The organism is Pseudomonas sp. SH10-3B, from assembly GCF_019891415.1.
Classification (GTDB): Bacteria; Pseudomonadota; Gammaproteobacteria; order Pseudomonadales; family Pseudomonadaceae; genus Aquipseudomonas.
On sequence record NZ_JAFLXD010000004.1, the window covers coordinates 62,155 to 80,411 of the forward strand.

The following is an 18,257-nucleotide window of genomic DNA, read 5'->3' on the forward strand; positions in this document are numbered from 1 at the left end:
GGTTGTTAACGATTACGCGAAAAACCTGGCACCGAACGGCGCTCTGAAGTTTTTCGCGAGCAAGCTCGCTCCTACATAGCCAGCATCACGCTTATTCGTTGTGGAGATTGCCGTTATGGCCAACGAACTCTATACCCGTACCAACCAGAAAATTTACTTCGCGGGTTTGTCCCTGGAAGCCCTTGGCCGCGCCGAGGAAGGGAAAGAGATGAACGCGATTGCGCTGGTTCAGGCCGGGCGTGAAGCCGCGTTGTTCCACCTGTATGGTGCGTTACTGGGCTTGTGTCATGAGATCGCCGGGTTCTACCGCTTGCCCCAGGCCGGTTCGCCCCGTGCGGAAATGATCATGAATCGTGAAGTGCTGGAAAGCATGGCGATCCCTGAGCTGGCCGAATTGGTGGAAATGGCCCAGAGCCCTGACAGCTGGGTCGCGCGTCTGTTGAAGGCCCACGCGGATATGTTTCAGCCGCCCCGTGTTCCCCATGTGCCCAAGGGCGACGTGACCCAGCCCTTGATCGTGGCGATTGCGTTGGAAGAGGAAGAGCCCAAGCCATTGAGTCGCGAAGAGTTGGAAGGCTGGCGCCAGGACCTGAAAAAGATGGCTTTGCGCTTTCGTGAAGGTTTGAACGAGTGCTGAACGCTGGTCGGATTCATATGGCACCGTTCATCAAGCGGTAAAGAAACCTGTTCAGATCCTCAACGAGGCCGGGCGGATGACTGATATAATCCCGGCCTTTCGTGGAGAACAGACTTTTATGCCGACGTCCTTTCTGGAAATTGTTGAGTTGCCTGACGGCCGAATTGAGCTGCGCCGGGCTGAGGACGAAGGTTCTCTGGTTATTCTGGATTTTTCCGAGGACGCCAAGGCGTTCCTGCAGGGCCAGCACGTGGAAGTGGCAAAAGCCATGTTGAGCGTTGGTGTGCAGATGGCAGGTCGTCTGGCCGAAGGTGAGCCGGAGAAGGAAGACGGGCCGCGCGTTCTTCACTGAGCCCTATAGGGTCAGGTTTGTTGTGGTTAGCAGGCTTGTGTGGTGAGCGGGCTTGTTGTGGCGAGCGGGCTTGCCCCGCGTTGGGCTGCGAAGCGGCCCTAGATAGATTAACTCGGTATATCAGGTATTCCACGGTGTCTGGTTTTGGGGCCGCTCCGCAGCCCAACGCGGGGCAAGCCCGCTCGCCACAGTGAGAGCATCGCCACAACAGGCCCCCTCCACAGGGACAGCCTGCCGCACACCGAATTACCCCAATCGAATATTCAAGCTCTGCGCATCGCCGGTACGCGCTGCGCTGATCAACTGCTGCTTGGCCGTTGCATTCAGCGGGTTGAGCCAGCTCACCACGGTGTGGCTACGGCCCAGGCGCAAGGCTTCACAGGTCAGTTGCTGGGCGCTTTGCGCACCACGAGGTTGCAGCAACAGGATGCGTTCGCGGTTAAGGCCGGCGTCCCTCAGCCAGGCCTGGGTCAGGCTGGCGGGCGGGGCGATCAGCGTCAACCAGCGTGCATCCTGCTCTTCGCTCAGTTCGCGAAGGATCGGCGCCAGCAGGCTCAGGCAGCTCCCGGCCGCACCGCGCAACGACAGCTCACTGAACGCCTCAGGTTCGGCGCTCCAGGGCGCCTCGACCGTTTCCTTGAGGATGGGCGCAAGAGGTTGGGCCATAAAGGCCTCGAACAGCGACAGTTGTGTGTGTTGTGGGGTGTGGACGAGCTGCATGATGCCTCCTTTAGCGGCGAATGACGCCGACGCTCAGGCCTTCGATCACCAGGTCCTGATCTTTCAGGTTCACTTCAATCGGGGCGAACTCAGGGTTCTCGGCCAGGAGCCAGACCTTGCTGCCTTCGCGCTTGAAGCGTTTGACGGTGACTTCATCGCCGATGCGGGCGACGACGATCTGGCCATTACGGGCTTCGCGGGTAGTGTGGACGGCCAGCAGGTCGCCATCGAAAATACCCACGTCCTTCATGCTCATGCCGTGTACCCGCAACAGGTAGTCGGCGCGAGGGTGGAAGAAGGTTGGGTTGATGTTGCAGGACTCCTCGACGTGCTGCTGCGCCAGGATCGGCGCACCGGCGGCGACGCGACCGATGATCGGCAATGTCGATTCGTCGGCCTTGGCTTCGAAGCCAGGGATGCGGATGCCCCGCGAAGCACCGGGGGTCATCTCGATCGCGCCTTTGCGAGCGAGGGCCTTCAGGTGTTCTTCGGCAGCGTTGGGCGACTTGAAACCCAGTTCCAGCGCAATTTCCGCTCGCGTCGGCGGGTAGCCGTTGTCATCGAGGCAGCGCTTGATAAAAGCCAGAATCTCAGCTTGGCGTGGCGTCAGTTTTAGCATGTTGATCGCTCTGTCTTTTTATACAGTGACTGGGATTATATACAGTGAACTGCGCTTGGCAATCATCCTTTTATGCGACTCCGCTGGACGGTCACTCGTGATCCGTCCTACAAGGTAGAGATAGCGCTGCCTACAGGCCTGGGTGGATGTGATTAAATAGCCAGTGAAAGAGCTGACTGCCCAGCCGGAAAACGGCCCCGCAGGCTTGACAAGACACAACCTGAAACGTATGTTTCAAACAAGTGTTTGTCAGGCGGAGTAGTCATGGCCCAGTCGGAAACCGTTGAACGCATTCTCGATGCTGCCGAGCAGTTGTTCGCGGAAAAAGGATTTGCTGAAACTTCATTGCGCCTTATCACCAGCAAGGCGGGGGTTAACCTCGCTGCGGTGAACTACCATTTTGGCTCGAAAAAAGCCCTGATCCAGGCCGTGTTCTCGCGCTTCCTGGGACCCTTCTGTGCCAGCCTCGACCGTGAACTGGAGCGTCGCCAGGCCAAGGCCGACCATAAGCCGACCCTGGAAGAGTTGCTGGAAATCCTCGTGGAGCAAGCGCTGGTGGTTCAGCCGCGCAGCGGCAATGATTTGTCGATCTTCATGCGCTTGTTGGGCCTGGCATTCAGCCAGAGCCAGGGCCACCTGCGCCGCTACCTGGAAGATATGTACGGCAAGGTGTTCCGACGCTACATGTTGTTGGTCAACGAAGCTGCCCCGCGTATTCCGCCTATCGAACTGTTCTGGCGCGTGCACTTCATGCTCGGTGCTGCCGCATTCAGCATGTCCGGGATCAAGGCGTTGCGTGCGATTGCCGAGACCGATTTCGGCGTCAACACCTCCATTGAGCAGGTGATGCGTCTGATGGTGCCGTTCCTTGCTGCCGGCATGCGCGCTGAAACCGGCGTGACCGACTCGGCGATGGCTGCCGCTCAATTGCGTCCACGCAGCAAATCCGTGCCGGCCCCCGCCAAGGTTTGACCGTCGCGGGTGGGCGAGGCCGCTTGCATCCGCTAAGCTAGCCGCCCATGCCGAATTCAGCTATTTACTCGCAACCTGTTGTTCTCACTGTGCCTGGTGAGGGCAACGGGTTGTGTGCGTTATTTAAGGAAGGTTTATGACTGCTGCCCTGCAAGGTTCTTTGATGGTCGACGTTGCCGGTACTTGGCTGACGGCCGAGGATCGCCACCTGTTGCGCCAGCCTGAAGTCGGTGGCTTGATCATTTTCGCGCGCAATATCGAGCATCCGCGCCAGGTGCGGGAATTGAGCGCGGCGATTCGCGCCGTGCGCCCTGACCTGCTATTGGCTGTCGACCAGGAGGGCGGTCGTGTCCAGCGCCTGCGCCACGGCTTTGTGCGCCTGCCGGCCATGCGTGCGTTGGCGGATAACCCCAATGCCGAATACCTGGCCGAGCAGTGCGGCTGGATCATGGCCACTGAAGTGCTGGCGGTCGGTCTCGACCTGAGCTTCGCCCCGGTACTGGATCTGGACTACCAGCGCAGCGCCGTGGTCGGCACCCGCTCCTTCGAAGGCGATCCCGAGCGCGCCGCCGTGCTGGCCGGTGCCTTCATCCGCGGCATGAACAGCGCCGGCATGGCCGCAACCGGTAAACACTTTCCGGGGCATGGCTGGGCCGAGGCTGATTCCCACGTCGCCATTCCGAATGACGAACGCAGCCTGGAACAGATTCGCGCCAATGACCTGGTGCCTTTCGCACGCCTGAGCAAGCAGTTGGCGGCGGTCATGCCGGCACACGTCATCTACCCTCAGGTGGATGCGCAGCCCGCAGGCTTTTCGCGCCGCTGGTTGCAGGACATCCTGCGCGGCGAGTTGCAGTTTGATGGGGTGATTTTCAGCGATGACCTGTCGATGGCCGGTGCCCATGTGGTGGGTGATGCCGCCAGTCGGATTGAAGCGGCGCTGACCGCCGGTTGCGACATGGGCCTGGTGTGCAACGATCGTGAGGCGGCCGAGTTGGCGCTGAGTGCGGCGCAGCGGATGAAGGTCACGCCTTCGGCTCGCATCGCGCGGATGCGTGGGCAGGCGCTTGCTTCGACTGACTATAAGCAGGATCCACGTTGGTTGACGGCCCTGACTGCCCTTAGGGCCGCTCAACTGATCGAATGATGTGTAGGGGGGGGCGTAAGGCGCGATTGGTCAGCGCTTTTCTTGCTTGTTCGGCAACGGCGCAAACAACGCTTCGATATCGTCGTTGCCCAACTGCCAATCCCCCGTCGTACGCCCATCCAGCACACCCGCCGCCAGGTCGGACTTTTCCTTCTGCAGGTGTTGGATTTTTTCCTCCACCGTGCCCCGCGCAATCATCTTGTAGACGAACACCGGCTTCTCCTGGCCGATGCGATACGCACGGTCGGTGGCCTGGTTTTCCGTGGCCGGGTTCCACCAAGGGTCGTAGTGAATCACGGTGTCAGCTTCGGTCAGGTTCAGCCCCACGCCACCGGCCTTCAGGCTGATCAGAAAAATCTGCAACTTGCCGCTCTGGAAATCCTTCACCGGCGTGCGTCGATCGCGGGTCTGGCCTGTCAGCAGGGCGTAGGCGACACCGCGTTTTTTCAGCTCGACTTCGATCAGGCTCAACATCGAGGTGAACTGGGAAAACAACAGGATCCGGCGACCTTCCTCAAACAGCTCTTCGAGCATTTCCATCAGGCTGTCGAGCTTGCCCGAGCTGCTGCCACGGGCGGGCAGGGTGGCGTCGTTGACCAGCCGCAGGTCGCAGCACACCTGGCGTAGCTTCAGCAGCGCTTCAAGAATGATGATCTGGCTGCGCGCCACGCCTTTGCGGGTGATCTCGTCGCGGACCTTTTTATCCATGGCCAGGCGCATGGTTTCGTACACATCACGTTGAGCCTCATTGAGATCGACCCAGTGAATGATTTCGGTCTTGGGCGGCAGCTCCGTGGCCACCTGCTCCTTGGTGCGGCGCAGCAAGAAGGGTTTGATCCGGCCGTTGAGGTGCTGCAATCGCACCTCACTGGCGCGCTTTTCGATGGGAACACGGTAGTCGCGGTTGAAGCTCTTGACGTCGCCCAGCCAGCCCGGCAGCAGGAAGTGGAACAGCGACCACAACTCGCCCAGGTGGTTTTCCAGCGGTGTACCGCTCAGGCACAGGCGCTGCCGGGCATTCAGCTCGCGCGCGGCCTGGGCAGCCTTGCTGGAAGGGTTCTTGATGTACTGGGCTTCATCGAGGATCAGCACATGCAAGGGCAGGGCGGCCAGTTGTTCGATGTCCTTGGGCAGCAGCGCGTAGGTGGTCAACAGCAGGTCGTAGTCTTGCAGGCTGGCGAAGTGTTTTTTGCGCGTGGCACCGTACAGCGCCAGTACCTTGAGCTGCGGGGTGAAGTGCGCCGCTTCGTCGAGCCAGTTGGGGATCAGGCTGGTGGGCATCACCACCATGCATGGCCGATCCAGGCGTCCGGCGATCTTTTCACTGAGGATATGCGCCAAGGTCTGTAGGGTTTTGCCCAGGCCCATGTCATCCGCAAGAATCCCGCCCACCTCCAGTTGGCGCAGCGACTGCATCCAGCTCAAGCCTTCCAACTGATAAGGCCGCAGTGTTGCGTTCAACCCTTCAGGCGCTGAACAGGTGAAATCCTTGATGTCCCGCAGGCGCTGGGCAAAGTTGCGGATCTTCTCGCCACCCTCCCATTGCAGGGGCAGGTCTTCCAGCGGGTTGAGGCGAATCGCATCGGCCTTGGCCAGGCGCAGCGTGGTGGTGCCGGCTTCCTGCAGGTAGAACTCACCGAGGGTGGCGAGCACCGGTTTCAATCGGCCGTAGGGTAATGCCACTTGCAGCGGGCCGTGACCGCCATTGGGCAGGCCGGGGATATTCACCAGGATCAGCTCATCATCGCGGCGGCGTGCGAGTTTCTCCGGGTTGAGGATCTCGGTGTGGGAGCGCATCAGGTTCAGCAGGATCGGCAACAGGCTCAGCCGCTCGCCGTTGACGATGATCCCCAGTTCCAGATCGAACCAATCGCGCTCTGGCCCTTCATCAACCGTGGCGTACCAATCGTCGACGGCGCTCAGGTCAAAGCCGAAGTCTTCGTCGATCTGCAGCTCCCAGCCCTCGGCCCGCAGGGTCGGCGATGCATTGAGGGTGAAGTTCAGCCAGGCACTGTCATTGACCATCTCGAACAGCTCGCCGGCGCTCTCCGGCAACGCCTTGCTCTGGCGCGTGGCGATCTTGAAACCGAGCAGGCGCAGTTGCTCGCGATAGGGCTGCTCCAGCTCGGGATGACGCTTGATGCGCAGGCTCTGGGTTTCCTGACGCACGATGATGTCGGTGTTTTTCTGCCCGCTGACATAGTTGCCCAAATAGTTGAACGACAGCGCCGCACGGTGCTGGATATAGCGCTGCATTTTGCCGTTGCGCGGTTCAAACGCGCTGAACTCGACGCTGGCCAGCCACAGGCGCGGCACGGGTACAACATCCTCCATCACCACCTGCGGCAACACCACACGGTTATCCAGCACTGCCTGGAGCTTTTCCAGCAGCTCGGCATCCTGGGCGGCTGCCGGGTAGGCCAGGGTTTCCTGGACCTTGAGCAGCACCGCCGCGATGTGTTTGCAGTTGGTGTGCACCGGGCAGGTACAGCGGCTGTCCACCAGGATCAGCGCGCCCTTGGCCGATTCACGCAATGAGATGGTCTGCCGGTAAACGTTGCTCCCCGAGCCTTCGCAACTGGCGATGATGGTGCTGTCGCCGGACTCGACGATGCGTACGCGGTTCTCCAGGGCGTAGCGTCGCCCGCGCTCCAGGCTTTGCTCTTTGAAGCGATTGGCCCATGAAGGGGCCAGGGGTTTGGTCAACGGCGACGTCAGGGGCATGGCGCTGGATCAGTCCTGAATGTCGGGCGGGGGGGCGCTGGGTGGTTTGGCGGTCAGCGACGTGATCTTGATCAGCAGTGCCAGGTGGCCGCCGTCCAGGTAGTTGAGCTGGTTGTTCTTGGTGCGCACGTCTTTCTGGCTCAGGTGTTCGCTGGCGACCACGCTGCCGTTGCTGTCGAACGTGTTGAGCCAGAAGTCCGCATCGATATCCGTGAAACGCCCCAATTGCAGGCTCAGCACACCCTCGATGGGAAACTGGCCGAACTGCTCCTGGCCGTCGGTGATCGCGATTTTGACCGGCTGCTCGCCGAGATTCTGTTCCCAGGCCTTGTGCGCCAGCACGGTGAAGCTGTTATCGGCGTTGAGTTTGTCGACGATATTGTTCAGGCGCGGCGGGCTCAGTCTGTCGCCCAATCGCTGCGCGCCTTCATCCCAGTTTTCCGGCGCAGCGCGGCTGTTGAGCGCCGGCTCCGCGTTCTGGCGTACCAGAATCATTTCCACCTGATACGGACTGTCGGCAAATGCCGAAGGTGCGAGTACCACCAACAATAGGCTCAGAATGCGGAACAGGCGCATTGGGGCATCCTTCAAACAGATTTCGGGATGAGGCGCTCGAATAACGCCTCCAATGTATTAAAGCGTTCTTCGGCGCGTTCCATCGGCACCATGAACTTGAACAGCGTAGCCCCTTCGAACTTGTAGCGGTTGGGCTGGCCCTGGATCAGCTTGATCAGCACCAGCGGGTCTACCGGGGTCTGCGCTTCGAATTCGATACGCCCGCCCTGCGGCCCGGCGTCGACTTTCTTGATCCCAAGCTGCTCGGCCTGCAATTTGAGCAGGGTCAGGCGCACCAGGTTCTTGGTCGGCTCGGGCAGCAGGCCGAAGCGGTCGATCATCTCCACCTGCAGGTCCTTGAGGCCTTCTTCGTCGGTGGCCGAGGCGATGCGCTTGTACAGGATCAGCCGTGCATGCACATCCGGCAGGTAGTCTTCGGGGATCAACGCCGGCAAGCGTAGGTTGATTTCCGGACCGCCGCCCAGGGGTTGATCGAGGTTCGGCTGCTCGCCCTTGCGGATGGCTTTCACCGCGCGTTCGAGCATCTCCATATACAAGGTGAAACCGACGGCCTGGATCTGCCCGCTCTGGCCATCGCCCAGCAGTTCGCCGGCACCACGGATTTCCAGGTCGTTGGTGGCCAGGACAAAACCGGCGCCCAGGTCCTGGGTGTTGGCGATCGCTTCCAGGCGCTTTTCGGCGTCTCCGGTGATCTGTTGGCGGGGCGGTGTCAGCAGGTAGGCATACGCCTGGTGGTGACTGCGCCCAACCCGACCGCGCAACTGGTGCAACTGGGCCAGGCCGAACTTGTCGGCCCGTTCGATAATGATGGTGTTGGCGCTTGGCACGTCGATGCCGGTCTCGATGATGGTCGAGGCGATCAGCACGTTGAAGCGCTTGTGGTAGAAGTCGCTCATCACCTGTTCGAGATCGCGTTCGCGCATCTGCCCATGGCCGATGGCGATGCGTGCTTCCGGTACCAGTTCGGCAAGGTCGGCGGCGCATTTCTCGATGGTTTTTACGTCGTTGTGCAGGTAGTACACCTGGCCGCCGCGCAGCAATTCGCGCAGCAGTGCTTCCTTGACCGTGCTTTTGTTCTGCTCCATGACGAAGGTGCGCACCGACAGGCGCCGCGCCGGTGGCGTGGCGATGATCGACAGATCGCGCATGCCCGACACGGCCATGTTCAGCGTGCGCGGAATCGGCGTCGCGGTGAGGGTGAGGATGTCGACCTCGCTGCGCAGGGCCTTGAGCTGTTCTTTTTGACGCACACCGAAGCGGTGTTCTTCGTCGATGATCACCAGGCCCAGGTTCTTGATCTTCACATCGTCCGACAGCAGCTTGTGCGTACCGATCACGATGTCGATCTTGCCTTCGGCGAGGTCGGCGACGGCGGCATTCACTTCCTTGGCGGACTTGAAGCGGCTCATCACTTCCACGCTCACCGGCCAGTCGGCAAAGCGGTCGCGGAAGCTGTTGTAGTGTTGCTGGGCGAGCAGGGTGGTTGGCACCAGGATCGCGACTTGCTTGCCGCCGTGTACCGCAATAAAGGCTGCGCGCATGGCCACTTCGGTCTTGCCGAAGCCCACGTCGCCGCACACCAGGCGGTCCATCGGCTTGGGCGCGAGCATGTCGGCGCGCACGGCTTCGATGGTGGTTTGCTGGTCCGGGGTTTCTTCGAAGGCGAAGCCGGCGCTGAAGGTGGCGTAGTCGGCTTTCGGGTCGGCGAAGGCATACCCTTCGCGCGCTGCACGGCGAGCATAGATGTCGAGCAGTTCGGCGGCGACATCGCGCACCTGTTCGGCGGCCTTGCGCTTGGCTTTCTGCCAGGTCTCGGAGCCCAGGCGGTGCAACGGCGCCAGGGCGTCGTCGCTGCCGGTGTAGCGGGCGATCAGGTGCAGGTTGGCCACCGGCACATAGAGCTTGGCGCCCTCGGCGTATTCCATGGTGAGGAATTCGGCGGCCTGGTTGTCGATCTCCAGGGTCTGCAGGCCGAGGTAGCGGCCGACGCCGTGGTCGATGTGCACCACCGGCGCGCCTTCGCGCAGTTCGGTGAGGTTTTTGATCACCGCGTCGTTGTTGGCGTCGGCGCGTTTTTCACGGCGGCGACGCTGCATCACACGCTGACCGAACAGCGGGCTCTCGGCGATCAGCGCGAGTGCCGGGTCATCCAGCAGCAGGCCTTCGTCCAGCGGCGCGATGGTGATCGCCAGGCGTTCTTTGCTGGCGACAAAATCCGGCCAGCTGTCGACGGTTTTCGGCCGCAGCTTCAGGCGTTCCAGCAGTTCCAGCAGCACTTCACGGCGCCCGGCGGACTCGGCGGTGAACAGTACGCGACCGGGGAAGTCGCCGAGGAAGTTCGAGAGGGCTTCCAGTGGTTGCGTGGCTTTGGCCTGGATCGCCAGGTCCGGCAGCGTTCCCGCCGGGAAACGCTCGCGGCCGCTGCCGGCGTCCACGTCCTGTTGGCTGGCGACCACGCGCGGCCAGTTTTTCAGGCGGGCGAAGCAGTCTTCCACCGGCAGGAACAGCTCGGCGGGCGGCAATAAAGGCCGTGAAGGATCGACGCGGCGCTCTTCATAGCGGTTGCGCACGTCGTTCCAGAAGTTTTCTGCCGCTTGCTCGATGCCCGGCAGCGAGAACACTTGGGTGTCCTGGGGCAGGTAATCGAACAGGGTGGAGGTTTCGTCGAAGAACAGCGGCAGGTAATACTCGATACCGGCCGGAGTAATCCCGCTGCTCAAGTCCTGGAAGATCGGGCAGCGGCGGAAGTCGACATCAAAGCGTTCACGGAAGCGCGCCTTGAAGCGCGTGACCGCGTCTTTTTGCAGCGGAAATTCCCGCGCCGGCAGCAGCTTGATCGACTCGACTTTGTCGATGGAACGCTGGTTTTCCGGATCGAAGGTGCGCAGGGTCTCGATTTCGTCATCGAACAGGTCGATGCGGTACGGCAACTTGCTGCCCATCGGGAACAGGTCGATCAGTGCACCACGCACGGCGAACTCGCCGTGCTCATACACCGTGTCAACGCAACGGTAGCCGCTGGCTTCCAGGCGCGTGCGCATCTGTTCCACGTCGAGCTTCTGGCCAATATTCAGCACCAGGCTGCTGCCCAGCAGGAACTTGGTCGGCGCCAGGCGGTGCAGGGCGGTGGTGATCGGCACCACCAGCACACCGTGGGCCAGTTCCGGCAGGCGGTAAAGGCTGGCGATACGCTGGGAGATGATGTCCTGGTGCGGCGAGAACAGGTCGTAGGGCAGGGTTTCCCAGTCGGGAAAATGCAGCACCGGCAAATCGGGGGCGAAGAAGCTCAGCTCCTGCTCCAACCGTTCGGCGCTTTGGCTGTCGGCGGTGAGCAGCAGGGTAAAGCGCTTGGCTGCGCTGGCAGCCTCGGCAATGGCCAGGCTCAGGGCGGCACCGGGCAGGTTGCCCCAGTGCTGTTTACCTGCCGCGGCAGGGAGAAGCGGTAGACGCAGAACGGGCACGGAAGGTTGAGCTCCAAGCGTTGCGACAAAGTCGGTAATTGTAACGGCCCGAGGTGCCGCCTGTCAGTTGCTGACTGAGCCTATTACGGTTTGTAGGAAATGTAGTGGCTAAGACAAACAAAGCGGCCTTTTGACTCATTATGTAGTGCCGTTTTGCACGGATGTTTCGGAGGGTTACGGACAAGTTGGCGGCACTGCGCCATTGGTGGCCTTCTGAAACCCGCGTGTTTCCTGGCTTGTAGCGGGGTGGTATTTTTTTGCAAGGGCTTTTTGTTGGGCTTGGCGCATTGCTCAACGGGCGGTCGGACGACATAATGTAGCCCCTTTTTTCAGCCCCTACATGTGGAAGGTTCCCGTGACTCAGAAGCCCGACCAGTGTCTTGGTGAATGGATCGACCGTGAAGCACTCGCAGAAGCGATGATCCCGCTTATCGGTCAGCTGTACCGCAATAACAATGTGGTGAGCTCGATCTATGGCCGCAGCCTGATCAACCAATCAGTCATCGCGATTCTCAAGGCGCATCGCTTTGCTCGCCATCGTTCTGCCGACGACAGCGAACTCTCCGTCCACGAAACATTCCCCCTGCTCAAGGCCATGAGCGAGCTCAAGCTCGGCGCGGCCTCGGTAGACCTGGGCAAGCTGGCCTACAAATTCCGCAAGGAAGGTGCCGGCCGCAGCGCCGAGCAGTTCGTGCGTGAAGAAATGGCCGATGTGGTTGGCCAGCAAAACGCCGCTGCCCGCAAAGGCACCGATGTTATCCTGTACGGTTTCGGTCGTATCGGCCGCCTGCTGGCGCGCATCCTGATCGAAAAAACCGGTGGCGGCGACGGCCTGCGCCTGCGCGCCATCGTCGTGCGCAAAGGCGCCGAGAACGACCTGACCAAACGTGCCAGCCTGCTGCGCCGCGATTCGGTACACGGTCCGTTCAACGGCACCATCGTCATTGACGAAGAAAACAACACCATCACCGCCAACGGTAACCTGATCCAGGTGATCTACGCGAAGAACCCGACTGAGGTGGATTACACCCAGTACGGCATCAAGGACGCCCTGCTGGTGGACAACACCGGCGTATGGCGTGATGCCGAAGGCCTGGGCCAGCACCTGACCTGCCCGGGTATCGACCGCGTCGTGCTGACCGCGCCTGGCAAAGGCAAGCTCAAGAACATCGTCCACGGCATCAACCACGGCGAAATCACCGCTGACGACAAGATCGTGTCCGCCGCTTCCTGCACCACCAACGCCATCGTGCCGGTGCTGAAGGCTGTGAATGACAAGTTCGGCATTGTTAACGGCCACGTTGAAACCGTTCACTCGTACACCAACGACCAGAACCTGATCGACAACTTCCACAAGGGCGATCGCCGTGGTCGCAGCGCCGCGCTGAACATGGTCATCACCGAGACCGGTGCTGCCACCGCCGCTGCCAAGGCCCTGCCTGAGCTGGCCGGCAAGCTGACCGGTAACGCGATCCGTGTGCCGACGCCGAACGTGTCGATGGCCATTCTCAACCTGAACCTTGAGAAAGCTGCTACCCGTGAAGAGATGAACGAGTACCTGCGCTACATGGCGCTGCACTCCGATCTGCATAAGCAAATCGACTTCGTCAACTCGCAGGAAGTAGTGTCCACCGACTTCGTTGGCTCGCGCCACGCCGGTGTGGTGGACGCGGAAGCGACCATTACCCAGGACAATCGCGTTGTACTGTACGTCTGGTACGACAACGAGTTCGGCTACAGCTGCCAGGTGGTTCGCGTGATGGAAGACATGGCTGGGGTCAACCCGCCGGCGTTCCCGCGCTAAGCCTTTGCACTGAATGAGAAAGCCCCGACTGGTTCGGGGCTTTTTTATGGCTGCTGGTTTTGTGTTGTCGAGCAGGGCCTCATCGGGAGCAAGCTCCCTCCCACATTTGAATGTATTCACAAGTCGACACGTGGGAGGGGGCTAATGCCCGTCAGTTAAGGCTTTTTGTAGGAGCGAGCTTGCTCGCGAAAAACTCACAGGCTCCGCGTTCATTCAGGAAGCACGCGTTATCGTTGACGTTTTTCGCGAGCAAGCTCGCTCCTACAGGAGGCGATGTGCGCTTAACTGACTGGCATTAGGGCTTGCCCCCGATAGCGATCGTTCAGTGGATGCATACTCATTTCAGCAGTTTGCCGCGCAAGTCATCGGACAAGCCCTTCGGCGCCAGCCAGATGCCCAGGTAGGCCCTTGCCAGCGCGTCGTTGCGGCTGCTGAACACCACCTGCCCATTGATCTCCAGATTCAGGCCACGGCCCGGGCGAAAGTCCAGGGCGTAGCGATCACCGCTGCGGATGTTACGAAAGCTGGCGTGCAACTGGTCGACTTCGGGCTTCAGGCGAGGGCTGGCTTGCTGGCGCTCCAAGGTGGCCGTCGCCGCCTTGATCACATCGTTGCGGTCGATGTCGCGAAAGTAATACAGCACAAGGCGCAGCGGCTGTTGCGAGTTCCATGCTTGCCTGACGCTCACATTCTGCGGGGCATACAACGCAGCCGCGTACACATCCGCCCAGAGGTAGGTGAACACCGTCTGGTTTTTCAGCGCCAGTTCATGGGTTTGTGCAGGAAAATCGGCTTGCCGGAGCCGGTCTGCCTCACTCGCCTGCACCACAAGCGAAAAAATCATCATTAAACAGAAAACGACATGCCGCATAATGGCTCGTCCTGCAAAGGTGCGTGTCAGCAGTGTAATGCCAGTTTCCTGTTCCTGTAGTAAAGGCAAAACTGGCCTACGACGCGACCAAGGGTTAATGTGCGCGGCGTTGAGCCTTATATAGACTGTGCCCCGGTTCACACACTTGAGCCAAATTGTCCTTCATGACCGCTGGCCGCGGCATGATTTAGCCAGGCGCCCAACCGTGCGCCTGGCCTGTTCTGAGGAGTACGCATGGCTGTCTACAACTACGACGTGGTGGTACTGGGTTCCGGCCCGGCTGGAGAAGGTGCGGCGATGAACGCCGCGAAGGCAGGGCGCAAGGTGGCGATGGTCGATAGCCGTCGCCAGGTCGGCGGTAACTGCACCCACCTGGGTACCATCCCGTCCAAGGCTTTGCGTCACTCGGTGCGCCAGATCATGCAGTTCAACACCAACCCGATGTTCCGGGCCATTGGTGAGCCGCGCTGGTTCTCGTTCCCGGACGTGCTGAAAAGCGCCGAGAAGGTGATCTCCAAGCAGGTGGCTTCGCGCACCGGTTACTACGCGCGTAACCGTGTCGACCTGTTCTTCGGCACCGGCAGCTTCGCCGACGAGCAAACCGTCGAAGTGGTGTGCGCCAACGGCGTGGTCGAGAAGCTGGTGGCCAAGCACATCATCATTGCCACCGGTTCGCGCCCGTATCGTCCAGCGGATATCGATTTCCACCACCCGCGTATCTACGATAGCGACACCATCCTCAGCCTGGGCCACACCCCGCGCAAACTGATCATCTACGGCGCCGGTGTGATCGGCTGTGAATACGCCTCGATCTTCAGCGGCCTGGGTGTACTGGTGGAGCTGGTGGACAACCGCGACCAGTTGCTGAGCTTCCTCGACTCGGAAATTTCCCAGGCGCTGAGCTACCACTTCAGCAACAACAACATCACCGTGCGTCACAACGAAGAGTACGAGCGGGTCGAAGGCCTGGACAACGGTGTGATCCTGCACCTCAAATCCGGCAAGAAGATCAAGGCCGACGCCTTGTTGTGGTGCAACGGTCGTACCGGCAACACCGACAAGCTGGGTATGGAAAACATCGGGGTCAAGGTCAACAACCGTGGCCAGATCGAAGTCGACGAGAACTATCGCACCTGCGTGACCAACATCTACGGTGCCGGTGACGTGATCGGCTGGCCAAGCCTGGCCAGTGCGGCGCATGACCAGGGCCGTTCGGCCGCTGGCAGCATCGTCGACAATGGCAGCTGGCGTTATGTGAACGACGTGCCGACCGGGATCTACACGATTCCCGAGATCAGCTCGATCGGCAAGAACGAGCACGAACTGACCAAGGCCAAGGTGCCTTATGAAGTCGGCAAGGCGTTCTTCAAGAGCATGGCGCGTGCGCAGATCGCCGGTGAGCCGCAAGGCATGCTGAAGATCCTGTTCCACCGCGAAACCCTGGAAGTCCTCGGCGTGCATTGCTTCGGCTACCAGGCTTCGGAGATCGTGCACATCGGCCAGGCGATCATGAACCAGCCGGGCGAGCAAAATACCCTCAAGTATTTTGTGAATACCACGTTCAACTACCCGACCATGGCTGAAGCCTATCGGGTAGCGGCCTACGACGGCCTCAACCGGCTTTTTTGAGCGGCTCCGGCCGGTGGCCTGAGCCGGCCGGGGAGACCGATTTCAGTAATTCTCGAGGGTGGCAGTGGCCAAACCGGGAAAGTCTGTAATCAGGCTATCTACGCCGAAGTCGGCGAGCCTGCGCATCAGCGCAGGTTCGTTGACAGTCCACACGGATACATGCAGGCCCTGGCGCTGGGCTTTTTCCAGACGCTCGGGGGTGCACAACGTCCAATTCAATGCCAGAAACTCACAGCCGTAGTTCTGCGCGACCTTCAGTGGGTCGAGCCAGGCATATTCGGCGACCAGCCCGCGTGACAGGTCGGGGGTGAGTTCAACCGCCGCTTTCAGCACTTCCCGCGAGCTTGAGGTCACCGTGACCTTGTCCATCAGGCCGAAACGCACGGCCATCTCACGGATTGCCAGCACGGTGGTCGCGGCGCGGGTGCGCGAGGCGCTTTTGACTTCCAGTTGCCAGTGATCGAAGTCGCACTGTTCGAACAGTTCTTCCAGGCGCGGAATCGGGCAAGGCTTGACCCAGCCCGGGCCGCCTTTGCGCGCGTCCATCTTCACCAGGTCTGCCGCTGAATACTCGACGACTTTGCCGCGTCGGTCGGCGGTGCGCTTGAGGGTCGGGTCGTGGATGACCATCAGCTCGCCGTCCATGGACAGGTGCAAATCCAGTTCGCAACGGCGTACACCGTGCTTGAGGCACTCCTGGAAGCTGGTCAGGGTGTTTTCCGGTGCTTCGCCTTTGGCACCGCGGTGGCCGTAGATCAGGGTCACAGTTGCTCCTTTACGCCAGGTTGTCTGGCGGGGTAAATACGAATTCAGGTGTCTTGGGCGTCGCTCTGTTCCCGCGCCAGGCGCCGTTCCTGCGCCTGTTTCTGCAGGATGTAGCGCGCCAGCAGCTGGCGTTGGGCATCGGTCATGGCTTCGAATTCCGTGCCGATGTCGAAGCCTGTGCCCTTGGGATCGCAATGGGTGACCCGCGCGCGCAACAGCAGGCCGAGGGCCTGGGGCATCAGCACCAGCTTGACCGCCAGGTGCGCACCGACAGTCAGGACGGTGGGGTGTTGGAAATCGATGCCGCCTTCGGAAATGATCACCGGTTGCGGGGCGCCGACCTCATCCAGCAGGCCGCGCGCCATGATCTGGCTGAGCAGGTCCACACGTTTGTTCTGGACTCGCAGGAAGGCGGCGAGGGTACGATCCTTCTCGCTGAGCTGGCGCAACAGGTGCTGGGCTTCGAACTCGCTCAGGTGCAGTTCGCTGAGCAGATTGAAGAGTGGGGAATCATCCAGCAACACTTCCTTGCTCGCCGCTTCGGGGGCAGACAGGCTTTTGATTTGGAGTGCGATCATGTCGTCGATACGGTAGTATTCGCGGCGCTCTTCTTCATCTAATGTCGACATGGCGAACCCCAGGTAACGGTAATGGTCTGAGTGTAAAGCTGCTTACCAGACCCCGCCACCGGGACGTCTTCTTTTCCTCCGAACAAGCCCCGACATGTTCAGACCTCTCTTCGTATTTATCGGCACGCGTTATACCCGTGCAAAACGTCGCAATCATTTTGTGTCGTTCATTTCCTTGACCTCGATGATCGGGCTCGCCTTGGGCGTGGTCGTGATGATCGTGGTGCTGTCGGTGATGAACGGTTTCGATCATGAGATGCGTACCCGCGTGCTGGGCATGGTGCCCCACGCGACCATCGAGGGTGATGCGCCCATCAGCGACTGGCAAAGCCTGGCCGCCAAGGTCAAGCAGAACCCCAAGGTCGTGGCCGTCGCGCCGTTTACCCAGATGCAGGGGCTGCTGACCAATGACGGCAAGGTGCAGAAGATCCTGCTCAATGCCATCGACCCGGCCCAGGAACGCAACGTCTCGATCATCGACAAGTTCATGTTGCAGGGCAAACTCGACGATCTGGCGCCCGGCAGCTTTGGCATCGTCATCGGTGACAAGGCAGCGGCCAAGCTCGGCGTGGGCATCGGCGACAAGCTGACCTTCGTCGCCCCGGAAGTCACCGTGACGCCGGCCGGTATGTTTCCGCGCATGAAGCGCTTTACCGTGGTCGGCACCTTCCACGTCGGCGCCGGCGAGATCGACGGCTACCTTGGCCTGACCAACCTCACCGACCTGGCCCGCCTGCATCGCTGGCAGCCGGACCAGGTGCAGGGCCTGCGCCTCAAGTTCAACGACCTGTTCGACGCCCCGCGCGGCGCCTGGGAAATCGCCCAGCACCTGGGTGAAAGCCAGTACTACGCCCGCGACTGGACCCGTACCCACGGCAACCTGTACCAGGCCATCCGTATGGAAAAAGCCATGATCGGCCTGCTGTTGCTGCTGATCGTCGCGGTCGCGGCCTTCAACATCATCTCCACGCTGGTGATGGTGGTGAATGACAAGAAAGGCGACATCGCCATCCTGCGTACCCTGGGCGCCACGCCGGGGCAGATCATGGCGATCTTCATGGTGCAGGGCACCGTGATTGGCGTGGTCGGCACCTTGATCGGCACGGCGGTAGGCATCTTGGCCGCGCTGAACGTCAGCGCCGCCATCGCCTTGCTTGAAAAGGTGATCGGCCACAAGTTCCTCAACGCCGACGTCTACTTCATCGATTACCTGCCGTCCCAGGTGCAAGCCCAGGACGTGCTGATGGTCGGCGGCGCCGCGTTGGTCCTGAGTTTCCTTGCCACCCTGTATCCAGCCTGGCGCGCGGCACGTACCCAGCCAGCACAGGCCTTACGTTATGAGTGAATCGGG

The 18,257-nt window shown here is 60.8% G+C and carries 15 protein-coding genes; 7 read left to right on the top strand and 8 right to left on the bottom strand.

Translation table 11 applies throughout. The features are described from left to right. The first annotated feature begins 115 nt into the window (after positions 1-115). Positions 116-637, top strand: coding sequence for a DUF6586 family protein (locus J1G35_RS04520; protein ID WP_053136566.1), 522 nt, complete (start codon positions 116-118; stop codon positions 635-637). Between the two features lie 118 nt (positions 638-755). Beyond that, positions 756-989: a hypothetical protein gene (locus J1G35_RS04525; RefSeq protein ID WP_017254451.1), complete on the top strand. Its 234-nt coding sequence runs from the start codon at positions 756-758 to the stop codon at positions 987-989. A 246-nt stretch (positions 990-1,235) separates the two neighbouring features. Here the strand turns inward: J1G35_RS04525 and sulA are convergent, their stop codons facing one another. After that, positions 1,236-1,709: an SOS-induced cell division inhibitor SulA gene (gene sulA / locus J1G35_RS04530; RefSeq protein ID WP_053136563.1), complete on the bottom strand. Its 474-nt coding sequence runs from the start codon at positions 1,707-1,709 to the stop codon at positions 1,236-1,238. A gap of 10 nt (positions 1,710-1,719) precedes the next feature. Continuing rightward, positions 1,720-2,328, bottom strand: a complete 609-nt coding sequence (gene lexA / locus J1G35_RS04535) for a transcriptional repressor LexA (RefSeq protein ID WP_003172575.1) — start codon at positions 2,326-2,328, stop codon at positions 1,720-1,722. A 264-nt stretch (positions 2,329-2,592) separates the two neighbouring features. Between lexA and J1G35_RS04540 the strand changes: the two genes are divergently transcribed. Together J1G35_RS04540 and nagZ are read left to right on the top strand one after the other, a co-directional pair. Next, entirely contained in the window at positions 2,593-3,300 is a 708-nt protein-coding gene (locus J1G35_RS04540; RefSeq protein ID WP_053136560.1) for a TetR/AcrR family transcriptional regulator, read from the top strand. 136 nt (positions 3,301-3,436) lie between these two features. After that, positions 3,437-4,447, top strand: coding sequence for a beta-N-acetylhexosaminidase (gene nagZ, locus J1G35_RS04545; protein WP_223013779.1), 1,011 nt, complete (start codon positions 3,437-3,439; stop codon positions 4,445-4,447). 30 nt (positions 4,448-4,477) lie between these two features. Here nagZ and J1G35_RS04550 read toward each other — a convergent pair whose 3' ends face one another. Genes J1G35_RS04550 through mfd form a run of 3 tightly spaced genes read right to left on the bottom strand, consistent with a single transcriptional unit; the run spans position 4,478 to position 11,208 of the window. Next, on the bottom strand, positions 4,478-7,171 hold the full coding sequence (locus tag J1G35_RS04550; RefSeq protein ID WP_223013782.1) for a DEAD/DEAH box helicase: 2,694 nt from the start codon (positions 7,169-7,171) through the stop codon (positions 4,478-4,480). Positions 7,172-7,180: 9 nt separating this feature from the next. Further along, positions 7,181-7,747, bottom strand: a complete 567-nt coding sequence (locus tag J1G35_RS04555; protein WP_053136551.1) for a CsiV family protein — start codon at positions 7,745-7,747, stop codon at positions 7,181-7,183. 11 nt (positions 7,748-7,758) lie between these two features. Next, positions 7,759-11,208, bottom strand: coding sequence for a transcription-repair coupling factor (gene mfd / locus J1G35_RS04560; RefSeq protein ID WP_223013784.1), 3,450 nt, complete (start codon positions 11,206-11,208; stop codon positions 7,759-7,761). 340 nt (positions 11,209-11,548) lie between these two features. Here mfd and J1G35_RS04565 point away from each other — a divergent pair, with 340 nt between their 5' ends. Next, on the top strand, positions 11,549-13,012 hold the full coding sequence (locus tag J1G35_RS04565; RefSeq protein WP_223013786.1) for a glyceraldehyde-3-phosphate dehydrogenase: 1,464 nt from the start codon (positions 11,549-11,551) through the stop codon (positions 13,010-13,012). A 337-nt stretch (positions 13,013-13,349) separates the two neighbouring features. Here the strand turns inward: J1G35_RS04565 and J1G35_RS04570 are convergent, their stop codons facing one another. Then, positions 13,350-13,883, bottom strand: coding sequence for a chalcone isomerase family protein (locus tag J1G35_RS04570; RefSeq protein ID WP_223013788.1), 534 nt, complete (start codon positions 13,881-13,883; stop codon positions 13,350-13,352). Between the two features lie 234 nt (positions 13,884-14,117). On the opposite strand from J1G35_RS04570, the gene sthA reads away from it, so the two are divergent. Further along, positions 14,118-15,512 (top strand): Si-specific NAD(P)(+) transhydrogenase, encoded by a 1,395-nt coding sequence (gene sthA / locus J1G35_RS04575; RefSeq protein ID WP_032888814.1) that lies wholly within the window; start codon positions 14,118-14,120, stop codon positions 15,510-15,512. Positions 15,513-15,554: 42 nt separating this feature from the next. Here the strand turns inward: sthA and J1G35_RS04580 are convergent, their stop codons facing one another. Together J1G35_RS04580 and J1G35_RS04585 are read right to left on the bottom strand one after the other, a co-directional pair. Beyond that, positions 15,555-16,277, bottom strand: coding sequence for a glycerophosphodiester phosphodiesterase (locus tag J1G35_RS04580; RefSeq protein WP_053136538.1), 723 nt, complete (start codon positions 16,275-16,277; stop codon positions 15,555-15,557). Positions 16,278-16,321: 44 nt separating this feature from the next. Then, positions 16,322-16,906 carry a PilZ domain-containing protein gene (locus J1G35_RS04585; protein WP_053136535.1) on the bottom strand — a complete coding sequence of 195 codons (585 nt, stop codon included), beginning with the start codon at positions 16,904-16,906 and terminating at the stop codon, positions 16,322-16,324. 94 nt (positions 16,907-17,000) lie between these two features. Here J1G35_RS04585 and J1G35_RS04590 point away from each other — a divergent pair, with 94 nt between their 5' ends. Further along, positions 17,001-18,251, top strand: coding sequence for a lipoprotein-releasing ABC transporter permease subunit (locus J1G35_RS04590; RefSeq protein WP_027604228.1), 1,251 nt, complete (start codon positions 17,001-17,003; stop codon positions 18,249-18,251). The last annotated feature ends 6 nt before the right edge of the window (positions 18,252-18,257 follow it).